The sequence below is a fragment of the Caballeronia sp. SEWSISQ10-4 2 genome (assembly GCF_030464885.1).
Classification (GTDB): Bacteria; Pseudomonadota; Gammaproteobacteria; order Burkholderiales; family Burkholderiaceae; genus Caballeronia.
The window spans coordinates 1-22,558 of sequence record NZ_JALPRJ010000091.1; the positions used below are offsets into that span (position 1 = coordinate 1).

At 60.6% G+C, this 22,558-nt stretch carries 22 protein-coding genes; all 22 read right to left on the reverse strand.

Going from position 1 to position 22,558, the window contains the following annotated elements; translation table 11 throughout:
• Positions 1-184: 184 nt before the first annotated feature.
• Positions 185-1,375 (reverse strand): O-succinylhomoserine sulfhydrylase, encoded by a 1,191-nt coding sequence (locus tag M0D69_RS37150; RefSeq protein WP_301786826.1) that lies wholly within the window; start codon positions 1,373-1,375, stop codon positions 185-187.
• Positions 1,376-1,651: 276 nt separating this feature from the next.
• Positions 1,652-3,199 carry an amidophosphoribosyltransferase gene (gene purF / locus M0D69_RS37155; RefSeq protein WP_301786806.1) on the reverse strand — a complete coding sequence of 516 codons (1,548 nt, stop codon included), beginning with the start codon at positions 3,197-3,199 and terminating at the stop codon, positions 1,652-1,654.
• 129 nt (positions 3,200-3,328) lie between these two features.
• Entirely contained in the window at positions 3,329-3,865 is a 537-nt protein-coding gene (locus M0D69_RS37160; RefSeq protein ID WP_301786807.1) for a CvpA family protein, read from the reverse strand.
• Positions 3,866-3,871: 6 nt separating this feature from the next.
• Positions 3,872-4,753, reverse strand: coding sequence for an SPOR domain-containing protein (locus tag M0D69_RS37165; protein ID WP_301786808.1), 882 nt, complete (start codon positions 4,751-4,753; stop codon positions 3,872-3,874).
• Positions 4,754-4,788: 35 nt separating this feature from the next.
• Entirely contained in the window at positions 4,789-6,111 is a 1,323-nt protein-coding gene (folC, locus tag M0D69_RS37170) for a bifunctional tetrahydrofolate synthase/dihydrofolate synthase (RefSeq protein ID WP_301786809.1), read from the reverse strand.
• 153 nt (positions 6,112-6,264) lie between these two features.
• Positions 6,265-7,137: an acetyl-CoA carboxylase, carboxyltransferase subunit beta gene (gene accD, locus M0D69_RS37175; protein ID WP_122179788.1), complete on the reverse strand. Its 873-nt coding sequence runs from the start codon at positions 7,135-7,137 to the stop codon at positions 6,265-6,267.
• 64 nt (positions 7,138-7,201) lie between these two features.
• The gene (trpA, locus tag M0D69_RS37180) at positions 7,202-8,005 is read right to left on the reverse strand and encodes a tryptophan synthase subunit alpha (protein WP_301786810.1); all 804 of its coding nucleotides are present in this window, start codon (positions 8,003-8,005) and stop codon (positions 7,202-7,204) included.
• A 53-nt stretch (positions 8,006-8,058) separates the two neighbouring features.
• The gene (locus M0D69_RS37185) at positions 8,059-8,937 is read right to left on the reverse strand and encodes a site-specific DNA-methyltransferase (RefSeq protein WP_301786811.1); all 879 of its coding nucleotides are present in this window, start codon (positions 8,935-8,937) and stop codon (positions 8,059-8,061) included.
• Positions 8,938-8,948: 11 nt separating this feature from the next.
• Positions 8,949-10,142: a tryptophan synthase subunit beta gene (gene trpB, locus M0D69_RS37190; protein WP_301786812.1), complete on the reverse strand. Its 1,194-nt coding sequence runs from the start codon at positions 10,140-10,142 to the stop codon at positions 8,949-8,951.
• A gap of 46 nt (positions 10,143-10,188) precedes the next feature.
• Positions 10,189-10,872 carry a phosphoribosylanthranilate isomerase gene (locus M0D69_RS37195; RefSeq protein ID WP_301786827.1) on the reverse strand — a complete coding sequence of 228 codons (684 nt, stop codon included), beginning with the start codon at positions 10,870-10,872 and terminating at the stop codon, positions 10,189-10,191.
• Complete coding sequence (truA, locus tag M0D69_RS37200; RefSeq protein ID WP_301786813.1) at positions 10,869-11,678, reverse strand: tRNA pseudouridine(38-40) synthase TruA; 810 nt, start codon at positions 11,676-11,678, stop codon at positions 10,869-10,871. The genes M0D69_RS37195 and truA overlap by 4 nt, the downstream gene beginning before the upstream one ends.
• A gap of 7 nt (positions 11,679-11,685) precedes the next feature.
• Positions 11,686-14,142 (reverse strand): FimV/HubP family polar landmark protein, encoded by a 2,457-nt coding sequence (locus M0D69_RS37205; RefSeq protein ID WP_301786814.1) that lies wholly within the window; start codon positions 14,140-14,142, stop codon positions 11,686-11,688.
• A gap of 194 nt (positions 14,143-14,336) precedes the next feature.
• A complete protein-coding gene (asd, locus tag M0D69_RS37210; RefSeq protein ID WP_301786815.1) occupies positions 14,337-15,458 on the reverse strand; it encodes an aspartate-semialdehyde dehydrogenase in 1,122 nt (373 codons plus the stop codon).
• 459 nt (positions 15,459-15,917) lie between these two features.
• Positions 15,918-16,985: a 3-isopropylmalate dehydrogenase gene (gene leuB, locus M0D69_RS37215; protein ID WP_301786816.1), complete on the reverse strand. Its 1,068-nt coding sequence runs from the start codon at positions 16,983-16,985 to the stop codon at positions 15,918-15,920.
• 23 nt (positions 16,986-17,008) lie between these two features.
• Positions 17,009-17,659, reverse strand: a complete 651-nt coding sequence (gene leuD, locus M0D69_RS37220; protein WP_047847469.1) for a 3-isopropylmalate dehydratase small subunit — start codon at positions 17,657-17,659, stop codon at positions 17,009-17,011.
• Positions 17,660-17,702: 43 nt separating this feature from the next.
• Positions 17,703-17,834: an entericidin A/B family lipoprotein gene (locus tag M0D69_RS37225; RefSeq protein WP_301786817.1), complete on the reverse strand. Its 132-nt coding sequence runs from the start codon at positions 17,832-17,834 to the stop codon at positions 17,703-17,705.
• Positions 17,831-19,240 carry a 3-isopropylmalate dehydratase large subunit gene (gene leuC / locus M0D69_RS37230; protein ID WP_213766647.1) on the reverse strand — a complete coding sequence of 470 codons (1,410 nt, stop codon included), beginning with the start codon at positions 19,238-19,240 and terminating at the stop codon, positions 17,831-17,833. Before leuC ends, M0D69_RS37225 begins: the two co-directional genes overlap by 4 nt.
• Positions 19,241-19,461: 221 nt before the next feature.
• Positions 19,462-19,659, reverse strand: coding sequence for a type II toxin-antitoxin system Phd/YefM family antitoxin (locus M0D69_RS37235; protein WP_301786818.1), 198 nt, complete (start codon positions 19,657-19,659; stop codon positions 19,462-19,464).
• A 63-nt stretch (positions 19,660-19,722) separates the two neighbouring features.
• Positions 19,723-19,944 carry a YdcH family protein gene (locus M0D69_RS37240; protein WP_301786819.1) on the reverse strand — a complete coding sequence of 74 codons (222 nt, stop codon included), beginning with the start codon at positions 19,942-19,944 and terminating at the stop codon, positions 19,723-19,725.
• A gap of 243 nt (positions 19,945-20,187) precedes the next feature.
• Positions 20,188-21,489, reverse strand: a complete 1,302-nt coding sequence (gltA, locus tag M0D69_RS37245) for a citrate synthase (RefSeq protein WP_301786820.1) — start codon at positions 21,487-21,489, stop codon at positions 20,188-20,190.
• 75 nt (positions 21,490-21,564) lie between these two features.
• Positions 21,565-21,837 (reverse strand): succinate dehydrogenase assembly factor 2, encoded by a 273-nt coding sequence (locus M0D69_RS37250; protein WP_047847465.1) that lies wholly within the window; start codon positions 21,835-21,837, stop codon positions 21,565-21,567.
• A gap of 14 nt (positions 21,838-21,851) precedes the next feature.
• Positions 21,852-22,556: a succinate dehydrogenase iron-sulfur subunit gene (locus tag M0D69_RS37255; protein WP_031362534.1), complete on the reverse strand. Its 705-nt coding sequence runs from the start codon at positions 22,554-22,556 to the stop codon at positions 21,852-21,854.
• Positions 22,557-22,558 lie beyond the last annotated feature (2 nt).

A 22,558-nucleotide genomic window follows, 5' to 3' on the forward strand; every position in this document is an offset into this window, starting at 1 on the left:
CTAACTTGCCGATTGTTGGGAGGCGTTTTCTTTGCTTCTGTTTCTTTTTCGCCGTCGTGGGAAAAAATCAGCTTACTCACGCAGACCACTAAGGCCGAAAGCACCACCCCGACACCACCCCGACCTTCCGCACCGGCAGACCCAAACCAAACCCGTCCACCGGCGCGAGCGAAAAATCTCCGCCCTAACCGTTCAACCCGCGCTCCAGATCCGCGCGAATATCCCCGGCATTTTCCAGCCCGACCGCCAGCCGGATCAACCCTTCCCGAATCCCCGCCGCTTCGCGCACTTCCGGCGTCAAGCGCCCGTGCGTTGTCGTCGATGGATGCGTGATAGTCGTACGCGTATCCCCAAGATTGCCCGTGATCGAGCAGATTTTCGTCGCATCGATCACGCGCCATGCATTCGCACGCTGCTCCTCACGCGTCTCGCCCTTCAACTCGAACGACACAATCGCCCCGCCCGCCTTCTGCTGCTTCTTGGCAATGGCGTACTGCGGATGCGACTCGAGCCCCGGATAAAACACCCGCTCGATCGCCGGATGCGTCTCCAGCCAGCGCGCGATTTCCAGCGCATTCGCCGACTGCTTTTCCACCCGCAGCGACAGCGTTTCCATCCCCTTCAACAACACCCACGCATTGAACGCAGATAACGTAGGCCCCGCACTGCGCACGAATGGAAACACCTTCTCCATGATGAACTGCTTCGACCCCACCAACGCGCCGCCCAGCACGCGTCCCTGACCGTCGAGGAACTTGGTGGCCGAATGCATGACGACATCGGCGCCGAGTTTCAGCGGCTGTTGCAATGCCGGGCTACAGAAGCAGTTATCGACGACAAACAGCGCGCCCACTTCCTTCGAAATCTTCCCGATCGCTTCGATATCCGCAACCTCCGTCAGCGGATTCGACGGCGTTTCGAGGAAAAACATCTTCGTCTCGGGGCGAACGGCGGCACGCCATTCATCGAGATTGGTGGCATCGACGAACGTGGTCGTAATGCCGAACTTGGTGAATATCTGCGAGAACATCCCGACCGTCGAGCCGAACAAACTCTTCGAACTCACCAGGTGATCGCCCTGCTGCATCGAACACATCACCACCGACATGATCGCGGCCATGCCTGAGGCCGTCGCCATGCACGCCTCGCCGCCTTCAAGCGCCGCCAGACGGTTTTGAAACATCGCGACGGTCGGGTTCGTGAAGCGCGAATAGGTGTAAGCCTCTTCGGCGTTCTTGAAGCTCTCCGCGGCGTGCTCGGCGCTCTTGAACACAAAGCTCGACGTCAGGAAAATCGCTTCCGAGTGCTCGTTGAAATCGCTGCGCAAGGTTCCCGCGCGGACGGCGAGCGTATCGAAGTTGAAGTTTTCGTCCATGTTCGTATTTTCCATTCACATCTATTCATTTAGCCCGGCCAGAAAACCGGGACGCAAAAAAGCCCGCTTCTGCGTCAGCATGAGCGGGCTCGGTGCGGAAAAGCCTGTAGCGTCGCCGGTGCGTGGTCCAGATTCGCCACCGGTTCGCTTTAGCTGTTTCGGGTTCCGACTCAGGCTAAACATCTAGCCCGTTCATCTAAACCCGCGTCCGCAAGCTGATCTCAAATCGACGCAAACCTGATCCTATCACGACTGCCACGCGCTTATCGCGCGAGCTCACTCAACCGACAACTGCAAGTGCAACTGCGAACGCGATACGCCGCCTTCCATCGCTTCACTCGCGGCTTCCCGATCCGACTGCGCTTGCGGCGCCAGACGCGCCGTCTCCAGCCGATCCAGATAAGCCTCGTTGATGTCGCCGGTGATGTAGTTGCCATCGAAGCACGAAGCATCGAATTCACGCAGCGCCGGATTGATGTCGCGAATGGCCTGCTTCAGGTCAGCCACGTCCTGATACACCAGATGATCCGCGCCAATCATGCGCGCCACTTCGTCATCCGTGCGGCCATGAGCGACCAGTTCGCCGCGCGTGGGCATGTCGATGCCATACACGTTCGGGAACTTCACGGGCGGCGCAGCGGACGCGAAAATCACCTTGGCGGCGCCAGCATCGCGCGCCATCTGCACGATTTCATGCGACGTCGTACCGCGCACGATGGAGTCATCGACGATCAGCACGTTCTTGCCCTTGAACTCGATCGCCATGGCGTTCAGCTTCTGGCGCACCGACTTCTTGCGCACAGCCTGCCCCGGCATGATGAAGGTGCGGCCAACGTAGCGATTCTTGAAGAAACCTTCGCGATACTCCACGCCGAGCTTCGCGGCCACTTGCATGGCGGCGGGACGCGATGAATCGGGAATCGGCATGACCACGTCGATAGGCACGCCCGGCAGCACGCGCTTGATCTTCTCGGCGAGGTAATCGCCCATGCGCAGGCGCGCGTTGTAGACCGGCACGCCGTCGAGGCACGAATCGGGACGCGCGAGATACACGAGTTCGAAGATGCAGGGGTTCAGGCTCGGGTTCTCGGCACATTGCTGGCTGTGCAGATTGCCGTCGTTATCGATGAAAATCGCTTCGCCCGGCTCCACATCGCGCACGAATTCGAAACCGATACCTTCAACCGCCACCGATTCCGACGCCACCATCCATTCCACGCCGGTCGCGGTTTCCTGCTTGCCGAGGACCAGCGGACGGATGCCGAACGGATCGCGGAAAGCAACGAGTCCGTAGCCTGCGATCAGCGAGACGATGGCATACGAACCCTTCACTCGCCGATGCACGCCGCTCACAGCCTTGAACAGCGCGGCCGGATCGAGTTCCAGGCCGGAGCTGGACAACTGCAGTTCGTGAGCGAAGACGTTGAGCAGGACCTCGGTATCGGACGCGGTGTTGATGTGCCGGCGATCGATCCGGAACATCTCTTCCTTCAACTGCGGCCAGTTCGTCAGGTTGCCGTTGTGGGCGAGGATGATCCCGAACGGCGCGTTCACGTAGAACGGCTGGGCTTCTTCCTCACTCGATGCCGATCCGGCCGTCGGATACCGCACCTGCCCAATGCCGACATTGCCCGGCAGGCTGCGCATGTTGCGCGTGCGGAACACGTCGCGCACCATGCCGTTGGCCTTATGCATGTGGAAGTTATTGCCGTTCGCCGTCGCAATGCCAGCCGCATCCTGACCGCGGTGCTGCAGCAGCAGCAAGCTGTCATAAATCAACTGGTTGACGGGAGTCTGGGAAACTACGCCTACGATGCCGCACATGGCATGGTCCTTCAAAGAGTCGAAACGGGTCGAAATGGCGTATCGGTGCAACTCATGCAGGACAGGTGATCAGACTGCATGGGTGTTGCGCCGAGCCGTCGCAAGATTCTCGGGTAGCGGGCCAGGGCGTTATTGCGCAGGCGTTGTGGACGGATCTTTCGGGCCGTCCGGCGTGGTGCGCACGTACGCGGCGAGCGTATCGGGAAGCAGCGGTTTCAGTTCTCGCACGCCTTGTTCGGCCGCGGGCCGGAACAAGGCGTTACGCCAGAAATCGTGTTGTGGCAGTTCGGTCAAGCCCGCGAGGGCGACCAGGATCACTACCAGAATGGCCCCTCTCACGAGGCCGAACAAAAGTCCAAGCGACCGGTCGATACCGCGCAGCCCGACCACTTCGGTCACGCGCGACAACAACGCGCCAGCCACGCTCGATATCACCAGCACCGCCGCAACGATCAGCAAAAACGCGATCAGCCACTGCGTGAGCGCCCCGCCCGGCCAGTGCGCCGGAATATAAGGCACGATCGCACCGACAAAACGCCCCGCGATCAACAGCGCCGCGATCCAGCCGATCAGCCCGAACACTTCGGCCAGCAGACCGCGCCACATCCCGCGCAGCGCGGAGAGGCCGATCACGGCCATCACCGCGTAGTCGAAACTCGTGAACATCTACAGCTAGTTCGCCGACGCGTTATTGCTGCTGCCGCCCAGACCGGCTTGCCGCACCTTCACGAGCGCCGCCGATGCAGCCGCCCGGTCGGCAAACGGTCCCGCACGCAATAACGTGCGAGTGGTTCCGTCAGCCTGCTTTCTATGTTCGATATATGCGGGCACTCCCGCAGCCTTCAACTTCGTCACCCAGTTCTGAGCGGCACTGTCCTCGTCGAAGGTACCGATCTGGACCACAAAACGACTTCCGGCCGGGGATGCCGGCGTGTTCGGTTTCGGGGTTGCTGCCGTGACGGGTGCAGGTGCCGGGACGTCTGCCGGTGGCTTGGACGCTTGAGCAGTTGTTGTCGGCGTCGGCGTCGGTGCGGCCGGTTTCGCTTCGGGCTTCGGCGCGGCGGCTTTGGCCTGCGCTTGCGTTTCTGCGGGTTTAGAAGCCGGCTTCGAGTCAGGCTTTGAAGCCACTGCCGCCGCGTTGTCGGAAGCCGCTACAGGACCGTCCGGCGCCACACCTGCTTGCGTATCGGCTGATGAATCGACTGCACCAGCGTCCGTCGCGTCGCTATGACTGGTCTTGGGCAACGGTGCGGCGGGGCGCGTCGGGATATCGATGGAGATGTCGTCGGTGACGGGCTTCGGATGCGAATCCAGCACCATCGGCAGGATGATCACCGCCGCCGCGACCAGCGCGAGTGCACCGACCAGACGCCGCCGCGCACGCTGCTTTTCGGGCAAGGTGGGGTCGAGCATCATTGCGTCGGCCTCGGGACGGTCGCTGCGGCGCGTCCGGCGTTCGGTACGCACGGTCTGACGCGAGCCGCGCGGGGAGTCGGAATATGCGTCGCGACCCGAAGGCGCGTCGTCTTTCTTGCCGAACGAGAAAAAGGACATGGTTGGCTTTTGCGAGAGGCTGGCCGGCCGTCCGTTCAATGATGCTGCGATTTACGGTAGGCCATCACACCCGCCACCGTATGGAAACTGCCGAAAACCAAAATTCTATCATTTTCGGACGCTCGCTTTAACGCATCTTGAAAAGCGTCGGCCGGATTGTTGAATTGAGTAACGCTGCTGTCGGCACTGTCGTTGACGCCGGCCTCGCGTAAAACGCCTTCCAGCGTCGCGGCAGAGGCTCCGCGCGGGGTCGGCAAGCCGGTGACGTTCCAGTGATCGACTTCGCCCTTCAAATGTTCCACAATCCCGGCGATGTCCTTGTCGCCCATCGCGCCGAAGACCGCGTAGGTGTAGGGGAAAAAACCCATGTTGCCGAGGTTTTGAGCCAGTACGGCGGCCGCGTGCGGGTTGTGCGCCACGTCAAGGATCACTTGCGGTTTGCCCGGCACGACCTGGAAACGCCCCGGCAATTCGACGTTCGCGAGACCCAGCCGGATGTCCTGCGCGGACACTGGAATACGGTCGCGCAACGCTTCGAGCGCAGCCAGCGCCGCCGATGTATTGATCAGCTGATTCGCGCCGCGCAAAGCCGGGTAAGCGAGCGCCGAGCGCCGCTGCGCCCGGCCGATATAACTCCATTGCTGGCGCTCGTTGCCGCCCTGCGCTTCGTAGCGAAAATCGCGACCGACCAGCCACAAATCCGCGCCGATAGCCGCCGCATGATCGATCAGCGACTGCGGCGGCGTGGGATCGCCGCAAATGGCGGGTGTATCGCTGCGGAAAATCCCGGCCTTTTCGAAGCCGATTTTCTCGCGGGTGTCGCCGAGATAATCCGTATGGTCGATGTCGATGCTCGTCACGATCGCGCAATCGGTATCGATGATATTCACGGCGTCCAGCCGCCCGCCCAGGCCCACTTCGAGGATCACGGCATCCAGTTCCCGCGATGCAAACAGCCGCATGATCGCAAGCGTGGTGAACTCGAAATACGTCAGCGAGACCGGTTCAGCCAAGCTCGTGCGAGCCTGTTCGACGGCTTCGAAATGCTCGAGAAGCTCGGCATCGGTGGCATCGACGCCATTCAGCCGCGCGCGCTCGTTGAAGTCAAGCAAATGCGGCGACGTGTGGCATCCCACGCTATACCCCGCGCGCAGCAAAATGGTTTCGATGATCGCGCAAGTGGAACCCTTGCCATTCGTCCCGCCGACCGTGATTACGGGACACTTGAAACTCAGTCCGAGCGCATCGCGGACCTTGCTGATACGCGTCAAGCCCATGTCGATACCGACCGGATGAGCTGATTCAAGGTGTACAAGCCACGCGTCGAGGGTCGAAAAGGTGAACGATGAAGTCGTCATGAAATGGTGATGCTCGCCAGCAAAATAAGGGGGGATGCCGAAACAAAAACGCCGCGCGCGACCCTCGGCGGGTTCGCGCGCGGCGCCTGGGCCGTCATCATTTAACGCCTTCTGCGCGATCGACGCTCAGACGGCGCTTTAAAAACACAAACCTCAGGCGACCGAATCGGCGGGTTGCAGCGTCAGCAATGCAATCAGACGCGCAATTTCTTCGCGCATCTTGCGGCGGTCAACGATCATGTCGATCGCGCCCTTCTGCATCAGGAATTCCGAGCGCTGGAAGCCTTCCGGCAGCTTCTCGCGCACCGTTTGCTCGATCACGCGCGGTCCGGCGAAGCCGATCAGCGCCTTCGGTTCCGCGATCACCACGTCGCCCAGGAACGCGAAACTGGCGGACACGCCGCCCATGGTCGGATCGGTGAGCACGGAGATGAACGGCAGCTTGGCATCGGAGAGCTTTGTCAGCATGGCCGTGGTTTTCGCCATCTGCATCAGCGAGAGCAAGCTTTCCTGCATCCGCGCCCCGCCGGACGCCGTGAAGCAGATGAACGGCGTGCGCTGCTCGAGTGCGTTGCGCGCGCCGCGGGCGAAGCGTTCACCGACCACCGAGCCCATCGAGCCGCCCATGAAGGAGAACTCGAAGCAGGCCGTGGTGACCGGAATGGTGTGGATCGCGCCGCCCATGACGACCATGGCGTCGGTTTCGTCGGTGTCTTCCATCGCCTCTTTCAGGCGGTCCGGGTACTTCCGGCTGTCCTTGAACTTCAGTGCATCGACCGGCAGGATTTCCTGGCCGATCTCATAACGGCCTTCCGGATCGAGCAAACCGTCCAGCCGTTCGCGCGCGCCAATCCGCATGTGATGACTGCATTTCGGGCAGACATGCAGATTCGCCTCGACGTCGTTGCGGTACAGCACCGCTTCGCACGACGGGCACTTGATCCATAGCCCTTCCGGAATGCCCTTGCGGCTTTTCGGATCGGTTTGCTTGATCTTCGGCGGTAACAGTTTGTCGAGCCAGCTCATCGTGTTTCCTTCTTGTTCGCGTGTTTTGCGGCCGTTTGAGATTATTCGGGGCCGCAAAAACGGGTTATTTTGCAGAATCGAGCGCAGAGCGAATATCGGCGATAAAACTCGTCAGCATCTCCGCTGCCTTCTCTGGCGGCGCTTCTTCGAGCAATTGCACGAGACGGCTGCCGATCACGACAGCATCCGACACATCGGCCACCTGCCTCGCCGACGCGGCGTCGCGGATGCCAAAACCGACACCCACCGGCAACGCGACATGCGCCTTGATGGCCGGGATTTTACTCGCGATGCTCGCCACGTCCAGATTTGCCGAACCGGTCACGCCTTTCAGCGACACGTAATAGACATACCCGCTCGCCACTTGGCCGACTGCGGCAATGCGTGCGTCGGTGGATGTGGGTGCGAGCAGGAAGATCGGATCGATGCCGGCAGCGCGCATCGATTCGCTAAATTCCACCGATTCCTCCGGCGGGTAATCGACGACCAGAACGCCATCCACGCCGGCTTCTTTTGCTGCTTTGGCGAAGGTTTCGGTGCCCATGCGTTCGATCGGGTTGGCGTAACCCATCAGGACAACCGGCGTGGTCGTGTTGGTCTCGCGGAAGCGTTTGACGTCGGCGAGTACGTGTTTCAGCGACACGCCACGCGCCAATGCCCGTTCCGACGAGCGTTGAATCACGGGACCATCGGCCATCGGGTCGGAGAAAGGTACGCCCAGTTCGATGACGTCCGCGCCTCCCTTGGCGAGCGCGTGCATGAGTTCTACGGTTTGCTCAGGGTTCGGATCGCCGGCCGTAATGAACGGGATCAGACCTTTCTTGCCCTGCTCGGCCAGCGCCGCAAATGTGCTTTTAATACGGGACATGAGTTATCTCTTTCGCGCGTAATCTGCGCCTTTTAGCATTTTTTAGCAGCAACTTAGGCGGCGTTGGCTTGATCGATGGAATCGGTGTCAGCGCTTTCCGCTGCCGCCGGCTCAGCCCGGACCCCGACGGAACGCGTCTCAGCGACGCGCCTTTCGGCAATCGCGTGATAGTCGGCGTTGATCTCGTAGCCGATGAACTCGCGCCCATGACGCGCGCACGCGACCGCGGTCGTGCCGCTGCCCATGAACGGATCGAGGACGCGTCCACCACGCGGACAACTCGCGAGCACCATACGCTCGATGATCTCAAGCGGCTTTTGCGTGGGATGGTCGACGCGCTCTGCGTGTTGCCTGTGCAGCCGCGACACCGACCATACGTCCTTCGGGTTGTAACCCAGCTCCAGCCACTTGCTGCCTTCGAACAATTTGCGCGAACGCGCCTTCTTCGTCACTGCGTCGTAGGGGATGCGGATGGGATCGAGATCGAAGAAGTAATCCTTCGATACCGCGAAATAACCGATGTTGTCGTGCACTGACGTGTATCTGCGCACCGTTCCGCCCATGCTCGGCACGCGCCGGTCCCACACGATCTCGTTGACCATTGTGAGGCGGCGCTTGAGGAACACGAAGATCTCCGGCGCATATTGCCACGTGCAAAAAATGTAAAGCGAACCACTTGGCTTGAGCTTCGGAATAGCCAGCTCAAGCCAGCCATAGGTCCAGTCGAGGAAGGCATCGCCGGAACGCATGTCCGAGTCGTTGCCGTAATCCTTGCCCAGTCCATACGGCGGATCGGCCACGATCAAATCGATCGAGCCGTCCGGGAGGTTCGCTGCATCGGTGAGGAAATCGCGGTGATGCAGGTGGATGCCGCGGTCGATGCCACCATCGGCGGCATCGTGCGCACTTGCATGATCGATTTCATCGCGCATCGGTTGCGGGCTCAGAACGTGATGCCGGTGCGCTCGGCAACCGTATGCATGTCCTTGTCGCCACGACCCGAAAGGTTGACCAGCAGCAGCTTGTCTTTCGGCAACGTGGGCGCGAGCTTCGCGGCATAAGCGAGCGCGTGACTCGATTCGAGCGCCGGGATGATCCCTTCGATGCGGCAGCAATCGTGGAAACCCTTCAGCGCTTCTTCGTCGGTAATGCCCACGTATTGCGCCCGTCCCGCATCCTTCAGCCACGCGTGCTCCGGGCCGACGCCGGGATAATCCAGCCCGGCCGAAACTGAATGCGTCTCGATGATCTGGCCGTTTTCGTCCTGCAGCAGATACGTGCGGTTGCCGTGCAGAACGCCCGGACTTCCGCCGATCAGCGACGCGGCGTGACGGCCCGTTTCGATGCCATCGCCGGCCGCTTCCACGCCAATCAGCTTCACATCTTTATCTTCGATATACGGATAAAAGATGCCCATCGCATTCGATCCACCGCCAACGCATGCGATCACCGCGTCCGGCTGGCGACCGGTCATCTCAGGCATCTGCACCTTGCATTCGTCGCCGATAACCCGCTGGAAATCGCGAACCATCATCGGGTAAGGATGCGGCCCCGCCACCGTGCCGATGATGTAGAACGTGTTCTCGACGTTCGTCACCCAATCGCGCATGGCTTCGTTCAGCGCGTCTTTCAGCGTCTTGGAGCCCGATTCGACCGGCACGACCGTCGCGCCCAGCAGCTTCATGCGGTACACGTTCGCCGCTTGCCGCCGCACGTCTTCCGAGCCCATGTAGACCACGCATTCCATGCCGAAACGCGCGGCGATGGTCGCCGTTGCAACGCCATGCTGACCCGCACCGGTTTCCGCGATCACGCGCGGCTTGCCCATCTTGCGTGCGAGCAGCGCCTGACCGATCACGTTGTTAACTTTGTGCGCACCGGTGTGATTCAGGTCTTCGCGCTTGAGGAAGATTTGCGCGCCGCCGAGCATCTCGCTCCAGCGTTTGGCGTGATAAATCGGCGACGGACGGCCGACGTAATGCTTCAGTTCGTACTCGTATTCCGCGATAAACGCCGGATCCTTGCTGCATTCAGCGTAGGCATCGCGGAGTTCATCGAGTGCGTGAATCAGCGTTTCGGATACAAAAACGCCGCCATATGGACCGAAATGGCCCCGATCGTCTGGTAAGTTGTACATGTGTCACTCTCTCGGTACGTGGAAGCGTTGCGCTTTACCACGTTGATCATCCAGCATCCGCTTCGCGCACCGCGCGTACGAACGCCGCCATTCGGGCGTGGTCTTTCACGCCCTTCACCCCCACTACTTCGATGCCGCTGGAGACATCGACTGCGTAGGGGCGCACGCGCCGGATGGCGTCAAGGACGTTTTGCGCGTTCAACCCACCACTCAAAACGGCCCGATGCCCGAGATCTGTTGGGATAAGTGACCAATCGAATACCTTTCCACCGCCACCGTAGCCCTCGACAAGGGTGTCGAGGAGCAAACCGCTGGCTGCTGAATAATTAAGAGATAATTCTACCAAATCGCGTGCAGTGGCATCAGGCCCTACCCGAACGGCGCGCCACCACGGCAAACCGGCCACTTCCGCGAGCGCCGCGCATTGCGCTGGGGTTTCGTCGCCGTGGAATTGCAGCAGCGACAGCCGCACGTTCGACGTCACTTCGCGGATCCAGTCCGGCGTGGCGTTGACGAACAAACCGACCGCCGAAACCAGCGGCGGCACGTGCTCCGCCAGTTCGACCGCCTGGCCCACGCTGACCGAACGTGGACTTGGCGGGTAGAACACGAAACCCACTGCATCAGCGCCGAGTGCGACGGCGGTATCGACGTCTTCTGTTTTCGACAAACCGCACAGTTTGATTCTCGTTCTACGCAAATCGTTATTTGGTAAATCGTTATCTATCATGCTGGTTTTCCTTGCCAGACCGCGCTCCACGGGTAGCTTCCCAGGCGCGGCGCGGGCACTGCGAAGTTCTCAGGATAGCCGACCTCGGCCAGATAGAGGCCGTCGGGCATGAACGTCGGTGCGGAGCGTTTGCGGTCGCGGGCTTCCAATAATTCGGCCATCCACGAGGCAGGATGTTTGCCGCGGCCAATCGCGACGAAACATCCCATCAGATTGCGCACCATATGGTGCAAAAATGCGTTCGCCCGGAAGCGGAAGTGGATGAAATCGCCCTGCTCCACTATGTCGATCTGATGCAGGTATTTCACCGGCGTCTTCGCCTGGCACTCGGACGAGCGGAACGCCGTGAAATCGTGCTTGCCGATCAGGCAGGCGGCGGCTTCGCGCATCGCGTTGGCATCGAGTGGGGCGTAGCACCAGCCAGCGTGGCCGGTGATCATCGGCGAGCGCACGGGGTGGACGTACAGCGCGTAGTAATAGGTGCGCTCAAAGGCGCCGAAACGCGCGTGGAAATCGTCGGGCATCGGCCGTGCCCACTGGACCGCGACGCTCTGCGGCAAAAACGCGTTCGTGCCGCGCACCCAGGCGAAGTCGGTGCGCTCGAGTTCGGTATCGAAATGGACGACCTGGCCGAGCGCGTGCACGCCCGCATCCGTGCGTCCCGCGACAACCGTTTGCACGCGGGTTTGCGTGAATTTTCCAAGCGCGTGTTCGAGGACGTCTTGTACCGTCTCGACATCCGATTGGGTCTGCCAGCCGCTGAACGCCGAACCGTCGTACTGGATACCTAATGCAATGCGTTTCAAGGGCATATCAGGAGAGCGGCGCCAACGTCGATAACAGCGCGGCAGCGGGTTGACGCGTGGCCGGATCGTTCGATTCGATCACTTCCTGCAGCAGCGTGCGCGCGCCGGACAAATCGCCGAGTTCGATGTATTCGACGGCAAGTTCGAGCTTGTTGCGGGCTATCGACGAGATCTGCTCGGGCGTGAAGGCCGGCAGCGGCTCGGTCTGGCTCGCGGGCGAGTTGTAGTCGAAGTCGAGGCTCAACGGACCGAAACGCGACGCGCCGAGGCCTGCCACCGATGCCGCGCCAGCCGTGCCGGATTCAATTTGCTCGCTCGCCGATGTCGATGTGGATTCAGGATGGCGATGCTGCGCGTTCTGGCGATCGAAGACAGCTGGGTCGGCGATCGGCTGGGGCGTGACGGGCACGGGGGCTATGGGGGTTTCGGCGACAGGCGTGGTTTCGTTGTGCTCGGTGGATTCTGTCGGCGATGGGTGTTCGGTTGCCGAGGCAGCGGGGAGCGTCGGTTGCGGCGGCTGGACGTCCGAAGGCGAAGGCGCTTCCTGACGCGGCGGCAAACCGAAATCGAGCGCACTCAGGGCTTCGATAGCCTCTTGCGGGAATTTGGGCTGCGGGAAGCGGGAAGCCGGTGAGGGTTCGTCGTCGTAGTCCGACGAGTCTTGCAGGCTGTGAGGCTGGTCGGTTGCGTGCTCAGGTGCGGACGATTGCGCCGATGCCCCGTGCTCTGCACTTTCATGCGTGCCAGACGCACGCGCCGCTTCTTCCTGAGATGCGGCTTCGCGGGCTGCGGCTTCACGTGTGGCGGCTTCACGTGTGGCGGCTTCGTGGGCTTCGGCTTCACGAGCCGCTGCCTCACGAGCTGCAGCTTCACGTGTGGCTGTTTCACGGGCTTCGGCTTCACGAGCCTCCGCTTCACGCACTTCTGCTTCACGCGCAGCAGTTTCATTTGCCGCGGCCTCTCGCGCCTCTGCTTCTCGCGCTGCGGCCTCCCGTGCCTCATTTTCTCGCGCGGCCGCTTCACGCGCGACCGCCTCTTGCGCTTCCAACTCACGCGCCGCAGCCTCTTGCGCCACGGCCTCCCGCGTCGCCTGTTCTAACGCCGCAGCCTCGCGCAACTCCTCCGCCCGCGCCTCCATTTCCGCACGCAACGCCTCTGCGCGATCCGTCGCTGCCCGCTCAGCGGCCAGCGCCGCTTCGATCGCACCCGGCCGCGGCGGTGTGAAATCGCGATGAAGTGCCGCGGGCGCATCAGGCATGAACGGAGCGCGTTTGGCGTCCGCTTCACGAGTCATATTCGTCGCGTCCTGCGCACGGCTCTCGGTCCCGCTCAGCGTCACTCGTGTGTCGGCGGCCACATCCTCGTCGATGGACTCGCTCCCAGCCGGAGGAAGCGGAGTGTCTTCAGTTGGAGTCTCGAAGGACTGGGCGGCGTCGTAGTTTTCGATGCTCGCCGCCACCACGTTCAGTTCGCTTTGACCGCGCTGAACCGATGCGCCGTCGAGATCGGCGGCGCCTGTTGGAGATTGCGCGTGGCTCGTCGAACCGTCGTGAGGGGGAAGGACCGTTGTTTCAGGCGCCGTCGATAGTACCGGCGGTTCTTGCGGCGACCGGTCATCCTCAGTCACCGCAGACGCAGCGCTTGCGGCACGGCGTCGTTTGCCGGCTCGCATAACGAGCAGAAGCAAGCCGACTATCACTACGGCAGCCCCGGCGATCCAACCGATCGGCCCGTTGGCTGACGTGGCGAGGGAACCCGTCGTCGACGGCGCGCTGGCCGGCGCGGCAGTCTCCACAGGCATGCTCGACGCTACCGCCGATGCCGGCACCACTTCGCTGGCGCTCGCAGCCTCACTCGCGTTCGCCGCAGGTTGAGCCTCGGATGTCGGCAAGGCCACGTTCGCCTCGCTCGATGCGTTCGGTGTAACAGCGCCGCTCGCTGCCATTACCGCGCCGACGGCATTCGATGCCCCCTCAGCCGGGGCCGCAGCCGCTGCGGAACCGCTAGCCTCGATTGCTGGCGACGACGTAGCCACCGGCGCAGAAGCAGAAACTGCAGCAGAAGCGATGCCCACGTCCTCAACCGGCGGCACGTTCAAAACCGATCCCAATTTCAACCGGCTCGGATCATGACCCATGAACGCGTTGGGATTTGCATCGAACAGTGCGTGCGCCATCTTTTCGCGCGTGGCGCGGTCGTTCGAGCCGGTGATTTGGGAGGCGATATCGCTGAGCGACTGCCCGGGTTTCACGCTGTACTGCGTGAGCGCGCCCGCCGCCGATGCAGCATCCGGTGCCGAAGTCGCCGATACGGCTGACGCGCTGCTTGCCTGAGCGTTGGCATCGACGGAAACGAACGTCCCGAGCAGCACACTCGCGACGCTTGCCGCGACCAGCGCCGCGCGCCGCGAGCGGCTGAAGCAGCGAGGCTGTGAATGAAGTGGCCGACTCGGACGAGCGATCATTGATACTCCAGGCGAGTGGACAGGGAACAAGAAACCAACAAAACGGGGCGACATCCAAAATCAGCCGCGGACCAGCCGTCGTTTGACCACGACGCAACCGCAAAACCAGCAACGAGCCAAGCGCAAAACGAAAAAGCGCCGCACAAACGCGACGCTTTTATCGAACTGCCGCGCGTCTTGGCGCGTAGTTTACTTTACTTGTCCAGCAGGATGCGCAGCATCCGGCGCAGCGGTTCTGCCGCACCCCACAACAACTGGTCGCCGACCGTGAACGCCGAGAGGTATTCGCCGCCCATCGCCAGCTTGCGCAGCCGGCCGACCGGCACCGTCAGCGAACCCGTGACCACTGCCGGCGACAAATCGCGCATCGACGCTTCGCGCTCGTTCGGGACAACCTTCACCCAATCGTTCGCCGATGCCAGGATGCCGTGCAATTCGTCCAGCGGCACGTCCTTCTTGAGCTTGATGGTCAGGGCCTGCGAGTGGCAACGCATTGCGCCGATCCGCACGCACAAGCCGTCAACGGGAACCGAGCCCGGCTCGCCCATGGCGGGAAGCCCAAGAATCTTGTTGGTTTCCGCGCCGCCCTTCCACTCTTCCTTCGACATGCCGTTGCCGAGGTCCTTGTCGATCCACGGAATCAGCGCGCCGGCCAGCGGCACGCCGAAATTATCGACGGGCATGCGCTCGCTCGACATGGCCGCCTGCACGCGCTTGTCGATATCCAGAATAGCCGACGACGGATCCGCCAGATCTTCCTTGACCGCGCCATACAGCACGCCCATTTGCTGCAGCAGTTCGCGCATGTTCTGCGCGCCCGCGCCGGAAGCTGCCTGATACGTCATGGCAGTCGTCCATTCGACCAGGTTCTGGTTGAACAAACCACCCAGCGCCATCAGCATCAAGCTGACCGTACAATTCCCGCCGATAAAATTTCGGCCGCCCTTAACCAGCGAATCCTTGATGACGTTCAGGTTGACCGGGTCGAGGATGATGACCGCATCGTCCTTCATGCGCAGCGACGAAGCCGCGTCGATCCAGTAACCCTTCCAGCCGGCCGCGCGCAGCTTCGGGTACACCTCGTTGGTGTAGTCGCCGCCCTGGCACGTAATGATTGCGTCGCACTTTTTCAGGTCGTCGATGCTTGTCGCATCTTTGAGTTTCGTCTCGTTTTTCGCGAACGACGGCGCATTGCCGCCCGCATTGCTGGTGCTGAAAAACACCGGTTCGATCAGGTCGAAATCGCCTTCCTGCTGCATACGCTGCATCAGGACGCTGCCGACCATGCCGCGCCAACCAACGAGACCTACGTTCATGACTAACCTTTTTTGTGGACACTTCCCCGCTTGGCCTGCCCTCCGCCGGCGTGACCGCGCGGGGAAGATGGGCGGACACGACAGGCGATCAGCGGAACGTGATCGTTTTGAGGGAAATGGTTTTCGTAATGCGTTTGGACAGCGCAACCGTACCCAGATGCATGTTCAAACGCGTAATGGCGAGACGAATCGTGCGGGCGCCTTCAATGCCGCCGCATGAAATCGAGTCCAGAGAGATTTTAGAGATCTTCGCCATAACAAAAGAGTCTACACGATAACCCGCATATTCGTCCTTCCAAGCGAGCGTTCCACGCTGTTTTGACGTGGTTCGTGCGCTAAAAGCGACGAAACGAGATGAAATATCGCGATCGGCGGCATCTTGAAAAGACGTCCGCCGCGAGACGCTTTTCCACCGGAATTTTTCGCTGACGCGTCCGGCGGAAAAGCGTGTTGCCGGTTTTAAAGCGCCGCGAGAACCGCGTCGCCCATTTCCTTCGTACCGACCGTGCGGCCATCCTGCGTCGCGATGTCACCGGTGCGGAAACCCTGTTCCAGCACCTTCTTCACCGCCGTTTCGATGCGATCAGCCTGCTCGGCCTTGCCGAGCGAGTAACGCAGCATCATGGCGGCCGACAGGATGGTCGCGAGCGGATTCGCCACGCCCTTGCCCGCGATATCCGGCGCCGAACCATGCGAGGGCTCGTACAAGCCCTTGTTGTTCTTATCGAGCGAAGCGGACGGCAACATGCCGATGGAACCCGTCAGCATCGCGGCTTCGTCGGAGAGAATGTCGCCGAACATGTTGCCGGTCACGACCACGTCGAACGCTTTCGGTGCCTTCACCAGTTGCATGGCCGCGTTGTCCACGTACATGTGCGAGAGCTCGACGTCCGCATATTCCTTCGATACATCGATCACCACGTCGCGCCAGAGTTGCGACGTTTCCAGCACGTTCGCCTTGTCGACGCTCGTCAGCTTCTTCGCGCGCTTTTGCGCGGCTTGAAACGCGACATGCGCGATGCGGCGCACTTCCGGCTCGGAATAGCGCATGGTGTCGAAACCTTCCTTCGAGCCTTCGAACAAGCCATCCGGCGATGACCGCACGCCGCGCGGCTGGCCGAAATAGATGTCGCCGTTCAGTTCGCGGATGATCAGGATGTCCAGCCCAGCGACGATCTCCGGCTTCAGCGACGAAGCCGCCGTCAATTGCGGATAACAAATAGCCGGACGGAAGTTCGCGAACAATTGCAGATGCTTGCGCAGGCCCAGGATGGCCTGCTCTGGACGCAATGCGCGTTCCAGCGAATCGTATTTCCAGTCGCCTACTGCGCCGAACAGGATCGCATCCGATGCTTTTGCCAGCGCGAGCGTCGCGTCCGGCAGCGGATGGCCGCTCGCCTCGTAACCGGCGCCACCTACCGGCGCTTCTTCGAGCTCGAACTTTTCGTCGAGCGCGTTGAGGACCTTGACCGCTTCCTTGATGATTTCCGGACCGATGCCATCGCCGGGCAGCACTGCAATCTTCATGGTGTTTCCTTTTCTATTCGTGTTTATCCGACGAGGCGGTTATTCAGCCACGGCTGCTTCGCGAGGCGCTCGTTTTCGAACTGGCGGATCTTATCGGCGTGACGCAGCGTGAGCGCGATGTCGTCGAAACCGTTCAGCAGGCAGAACTTGCGAAAGCCCGGCACTTCGAACGGATATTCCGTACCGTCGCCGGTTAGCACGACCTGACGCTCCAGATCGACCGTCAGCTTGAAACCGTTGAACGCGTAGGTTTCGTTGAACAGCTTGTCGACCTGGCTTTCCGTCAGGACGATCGGCAGCAGGCCGTTCTTGAAGCAGTTGTTGTAGAAGATATCGGCGAAACTCGGCGCGATGATCGCGCGGAAGCCGTACTGGTCCAGCGCCCACGGAGCGTGCTCGCGCGAACTGCCGCAGCCGAAATTCTTGCGCGTCAGCAGGATCGACGCGCCCTTGTAGCGCGGCTGGTTCAGGACGAAATCCGGATTCAGCGGCCGGTTCGAGTTGTCCTGGCCGGGCTGGCCGACATCGAGATAACGCCATTCGTCGAAGGCATTCGGGCCGAAACCCGTGCGCTTGATCGACTTCAGGAACTGCTTCGGGATGATCGCGTCCGTGTCGACGTTGTCGCGATCCAGCGGCGCCACGAGCCCGCTATGTACGATGAATTTTTCCATGATGCGTTACCGGTTTGGTTTGCTTGACCGTTCTTATAGCCGCTTACTTGTCGGCCGCATTGCTGATCGAATTGCCGAGGTGACGCATGTCCTCGCCAAAGCCGTGGACCGTATTGCAGCCCGCAGCGCCGGCAACGACCGCGATCAACGCCAGCAGAATATAGATGCGCTTCATGCCAGTTCGCGAATATCGACGAAATGACCTTCGATAGCCGCAGCAGCAGCCATCGCCGGACTCACCAGATGCGTACGGCCGCCCGCGCCCTGACGCCCTTCGAAGTTACGATTCGATGTGGACGCGCAACGCTCGCCCGGCTCCAGCCGGTCAGCGTTCATGGCGAGGCACATCGAGCAGCCCGGTTCGCGCCACTGGAAACCGGCGTCGAGGAACACCTTGTCGAGGCCTTCGCGTTCGGCTTGCGCCTTCACGAGGCCGGAACCCGGCACGACCATCGCCAAGCGGATGTTCGGCGCGACGCGGCGACCAAGTGTCTTCACCACATATGCCGCAGCACGCAAGTCTTCGATCCGCGCATTCGTGCACGAGCCGATGAAAATCTTGTCCGGCTTGATCGATTGCATCGGCGTGTTCGGTTCGAGCGCCATGTACTTCAACGCACGTTCGATTGCGTCGCGCTTGACCGGATCCTTTTCGCGCTCGGGATCGGGCACGCGGCCGTCGATGGATGTCACCATTTCCGGCGACGTACCCCACGTCACTTGCGGCACGATTTCGGCAGCGTTCAGCTCCACCACGCGATCAAACTTCGCGCCCGGATCGGAGGTGAAGGTGCGCCAGTAGGTTGCTGCCTGCTCGAATTCGGCACCGTGCGGCGAATACGGACGATCTTTCAGGTAGTTGATGGTGGTTTCATCGACGGCGACCATGCCTGCACGGGCGCCCGCTTCGATCGCCATGTTGCAGACCGTCATGCGGCCTTCCATCGATAACGCCCGGATGGTCGAGCCGCCAAACTCGATGGCGTAACCGTTGCCGCCAGCCGTACCAATCTTGCCGATGATCGCCAGCACGATGTCCTTCGCGGTGCAGCCGCGCGGCAGCGGTCCTTCGACCTTGACGAGCAAGTTCTTGCTCTTCTTTTGCAGCAGGGTTTGCGTAGCGAGCACGTGCTCGACTTCCGACGTACCGATGCCATGCGCCAGCGCGCCGAACGCGCCGTGCGTGGAGGTATGCGAGTCGCCGCAAACTATTGTCATTCCCGGCAGCGTCGCGCCCTGTTCCGGCCCGATGATATGCACAATGCCTTGCCGCAAGTCGTTCATCTTGAACTGCGTGATGCCGTAGGCGTCGCAGTTGTTGTCGAGCGTGTCGACTTGCAGCTTCGAGATCGGATCCGCGATGCCGTGCGAACGGTCGGTCGTCGGCACGTTGTGATCGGACACAGCCAGGTTCGCGCTGATGCGCCATACGGGACGCTCGGCCAGTTTCAGACCCTCGAACGCTTGCGGGCTGGTCACTTCATGCAGCAAATGACGGTCGATGTAGAGGATGGACGTGCCGTCTTCCTCGGTGTGGATCACATGCGAGTTCCACAACTTGTCGTACAGAGTCTGGGCCATGGTCTTTTCAGGTTTGGTGACTGCGGGGTGTTTTTTGGTTTGATGATTATGCCACGCAGGACGGCGTATTGCGCTATCGATCAAGAAAAAACTGATATAAAACAGTGAGTTAGGGTGGTAGTGGAGCTACCTGTATGGGGAGTACCGGGATGGGTGGTTCGTCCAAAATGCAGAAAAGAATCAGCCGTTTAGCCGCGCTGGCGACGAATTAAGAATGAACATCAGGAAAAATCGGCCGCTCGAAACCAGTTGCCCGAGCGCGGTATTTCGAATGCGATATCCGCATCGTCTGGAGCAGCGAGCCGCTCGACAATGCTCACGCCGGATGCGTCGTAGCCCCACGGAAATTCTTCGATGATCGGTGGAACATGGGCTGGATGGCCTCGGCCTGCGATGAAAACCCGATCGTCGCTCGCCATTCGTATCGCTTTATTTTCGAACTGAGTGCCCCGCCTGTCCGGTTCGCTCGGGGCACTGCCTGATTAAGCTGGCGTGGCGGCCCTCTTCAAGACAACATAAAGCTTGTCCTTCAAGAGCAGTTTTTCCTTCTTGAGCGTCTCGATAGCGCGGCCATCCGCGGGTAGCGACCCGGCCTCCTTGTTATTGATCTCGTGATCCAGCTCGTTATGGCGCTGAAACAGCCGGGCGAAGTGGGCGTCTTCGGTCTTGAGTGTGGAAATCAGGTCACGAAATTCTGGAAACATCGGTAGCTCCTCTTGCGGTTCGCGGGCAAAGCCGCGGGGTCAGTAAGCCTGGTTATCTTGGCATTACTACACAAGTCCGATGTTGATAATGCTCGTCTTTGCGCGAGTTTTGGCTTGCCCAGGTTGGGTCTGGTCGAAGCTCAAAGCCGTGAGCAAAGTGCGACGAAACAATCAGGCCCAAGAATGCAAAAAGCCCCGGCAAACACCCGCCGGGGCTCCCTTCAAATCACTACTCAATGCAACTTACCGCTTCTCAATCGCCTTCGCTTCGCGCGGCGTTTCGCCGATAAACAACTGACGCGGACGGCCAATCTTCTGCTCCGGATCGGCGATCATTTCGTTCCACTGCGCAATCCAGCCCACGGTCCGCGCCATTGCGAACACGCACGTAAACATGGCCGTCGGAATGCCCAGCGCACGCTGAACAATACCCGAATAGAAGTCGACGTTCGGATACAGCTTACGCGACACAAAGTACTCGTCTTCCAGCGCGATCTTTTCCAGCGCCATTGCAAGCTTGAACAATGGGTCATCGTGCAGACCCAGTTCTTCGAGCACTTCGTGGCACGTTTCACGCATCAGCTTTGCGCGCGGATCGTAGTTCTTATAAACGCGATGACCGAAGCCCATCAGCTTCACGCCAGAGTTCTTGTCCTTCACCTGCTTGATGAACTCAGGAATGTTGTCGACGGAACCGATCTCTTCCAGCATGTTCAGCGCGGCTTCATTCGCACCGCCATGGGCCGGGCCCCAAAGACAAGCAATCCCCGCAGCAATACAAGCAAACGGATTCGCACCCGACGACCCAGCCAGACGTACAGTCGACGTGGACGCATTCTGTTCATGGTCCGCATGCAGGATCAGGATCCGATCCAGCGCGCGCACCAGCACGTCGTTGACCTTGTACTCTTCGCACGGGTTCGAGAACATCATGTGCATGAAGTTCGCGCTGTACGAGAGGTTGTTACGCGGATAAACGAATGGCTGGCCGATCGTGAACTTGTACGCCATCGCCACCAGCGTGGGCAGCTTCGCAATCATGCGAATAGCCGACACTTCGCGATGACGCGGGTCGTTGATATTCAGCGAGTCGTGATAGAACGCCGACAACGCGCCAACCGCGGCGGTCAGCACGGCCATCGGGTGTGCATCGCGACGGAAACCACGGTAGAAGAAATGCATCTGCTCGTGGACCATCGTGTGCTTCGTGACGGTTTCAACGAACTCGGCCTTCTGCTCGACCGTCGGCAGATCGCCGTGCAGCAGCGCGTAGCAGGTCTCCATGAAGTCGGCCTTGACCGCGAGTTCCTCGATCGGATACCCGCGATACAGCAACTCACCCTTATCGCCGTCGATGTAGGTAATTGCGGAATTGCACGCCGCCGTCGACATGAAGCCCGGATCGTACGTGAACTTGCCGGTCTGGCCGTACAACTTGCGGATGTCGATTACATCCGGGCCCAGGGTGCCCTTGTAGATCGGCATTTCAACGCTCGGCGAGTTGTCGCTGAACGATAGCGTGGCTTTAACATCTGACGGGGTCATAGCACATCCTCAATCGAAGTATGGAAACAGGTTTTCGACAATTCGCACGACACTTGCACGACCGCGTGGGCTGACTCAGGCAGAGCGCAGCATCTCCAGCACGCGGGTCATATCCGGCGAGGCCAGTTCGCCTTCCGGTTCCTTGCGTGCCAGCAGCAAGTCCATCAGGTCGTTGTCGCTCAGTTCCAGCAGTTGCGTCAGGACACCAACGTCCGCGTCACTGAGGTCATGCTCATATCGGCTGAAAAAACGCTCGAAGATCAGATCGTTTTCCAGCAGACCGCGCCGCGCGCGCCAGCGAAGGCGTGCGCGGCGTAGAGGGTCGGACTGATGCCCGGAGTCATTCATGACACAAGTCCTTCTCAAACAGCGCGGCGCACCATCAATTCTTTGATCTTGCCGATAGCCTTGGTGGGATTCAGTCCCTTCGGGCAAACATCGACGCAATTCATGATCGTGTGGCAACGGAACAGACGGTACGGATCTTCCAGGTTGTCGAGACGTTCACCGGTCGCTTCGTCGCGGCTGTCCGCAATGAAGCGATAGGCTTGCAACAGGCCCGCCGGACCCACGAACTTGTCCGGGTTCCACCAAAAACTCGGGCACGAAGTCGAGCAGCTAGCACACAAGATGCACTCATACAGGCCGTCGAGCTCATCGCGTTCTTCAGGCGTTTGCAGACGCTCTTTTTCCGGCGGAGGCGTGTCGTTGATCAGGTACGGCTTGATCGAATGATACTGGTTAAAAAATTGCGTGAAATCGCAGATCAGGTCACGCACGACGGGCAGACCCGGCAGCGGACGCAGCACGATCTTCTGCGGCAGGTCGTTCATGTTCTGCAGGCAGGCCAGACCGTTCTTGCCGTTGATGTTCATGGCGTCCGAACCGCACACGCCTTCACGGCACGAACGGCGGAACGACAGGGTTTCGTCTACGGATTTCAGCTTCAGCAGCGCGTCCAGCAACATGCGTTCGTGCGAGTCGATCTCGATCTCGTACGTCTGCATGCGGGGTGCCGCGTCCTTGTCCGGATCATAGCGGTAGATTTCAAAAGTACGCTTTGCCATTT

Coding starts and splice junctions, on each gene's coding strand:
- M0D69_RS37165 (WP_301786808.1), bottom strand. CDS start 4,753: ATGTCCTTTTTCTCGTTCGGCAAGAAAGACGACGCGCCTTCGGGTCGC.
- M0D69_RS37160 (WP_301786807.1), bottom strand. CDS start 3,865: ATGTTCACGAGTTTCGACTACGCGGTGATGGCCGTGATCGGCCTCTCC.
- leuC (WP_213766647.1), bottom strand. CDS start 19,240: ATGGCCCAGACTCTGTACGACAAGTTGTGGAACTCGCATGTGATCCAC.
- leuB (WP_301786816.1), bottom strand. CDS start 16,985: ATGAAGATTGCAGTGCTGCCCGGCGATGGCATCGGTCCGGAAATCATC.
- M0D69_RS37240 (WP_301786819.1), bottom strand. CDS start 19,944: ATGTTTCCAGAATTTCGTGACCTGATTTCCACACTCAAGACCGAAGAC.
- leuD (WP_047847469.1), bottom strand. CDS start 17,659: ATGGAAAAATTCATCGTACATAGCGGGCTCGTGGCGCCGCTGGATCGC.
- gltA (WP_301786820.1), bottom strand. CDS start 21,489: ATGACCCCGTCAGATGTTAAAGCCACGCTATCGTTCAGCGACAACTCG.
- M0D69_RS37185 (WP_301786811.1), bottom strand. CDS start 8,937: ATGCGCGATGAAATCGATCATGCAAGTGCGCACGATGCCGCCGATGGT.
- M0D69_RS37235 (WP_301786818.1), bottom strand. CDS start 19,659: ATGGCGAGCGACGATCGGGTTTTCATCGCAGGCCGAGGCCATCCAGCC.
- trpB (WP_301786812.1), bottom strand. CDS start 10,142: ATGTACAACTTACCAGACGATCGGGGCCATTTCGGTCCATATGGCGGC.
- M0D69_RS37195 (WP_301786827.1), bottom strand. CDS start 10,872: ATGATAGATAACGATTTACCAAATAACGATTTGCGTAGAACGAGAATC.
- M0D69_RS37150 (WP_301786826.1), bottom strand. CDS start 1,375: ATGGACGAAAACTTCAACTTCGATACGCTCGCCGTCCGCGCGGGAACC.
- asd (WP_301786815.1), bottom strand. CDS start 15,458: ATGAACGTAGGTCTCGTTGGTTGGCGCGGCATGGTCGGCAGCGTCCTG.
- M0D69_RS37225 (WP_301786817.1), bottom strand. CDS start 17,834: ATGAAGCGCATCTATATTCTGCTGGCGTTGATCGCGGTCGTTGCCGGC.
- folC (WP_301786809.1), bottom strand. CDS start 6,111: ATGACGACTTCATCGTTCACCTTTTCGACCCTCGACGCGTGGCTTGTA.
- M0D69_RS37255 (WP_031362534.1), bottom strand. CDS start 22,556: ATGGCAAAGCGTACTTTTGAAATCTACCGCTATGATCCGGACAAGGAC.
- M0D69_RS37205 (WP_301786814.1), bottom strand. CDS start 14,142: ATGATCGCTCGTCCGAGTCGGCCACTTCATTCACAGCCTCGCTGCTTC.
- M0D69_RS37250 (WP_047847465.1), bottom strand. CDS start 21,837: ATGAATGACTCCGGGCATCAGTCCGACCCTCTACGCCGCGCACGCCTT.
- trpA (WP_301786810.1), bottom strand. CDS start 8,005: ATGTCCCGTATTAAAAGCACATTTGCGGCGCTGGCCGAGCAGGGCAAG.
- accD (WP_122179788.1), bottom strand. CDS start 7,137: ATGAGCTGGCTCGACAAACTGTTACCGCCGAAGATCAAGCAAACCGAT.
- purF (WP_301786806.1), bottom strand. CDS start 3,199: ATGTGCGGCATCGTAGGCGTAGTTTCCCAGACTCCCGTCAACCAGTTG.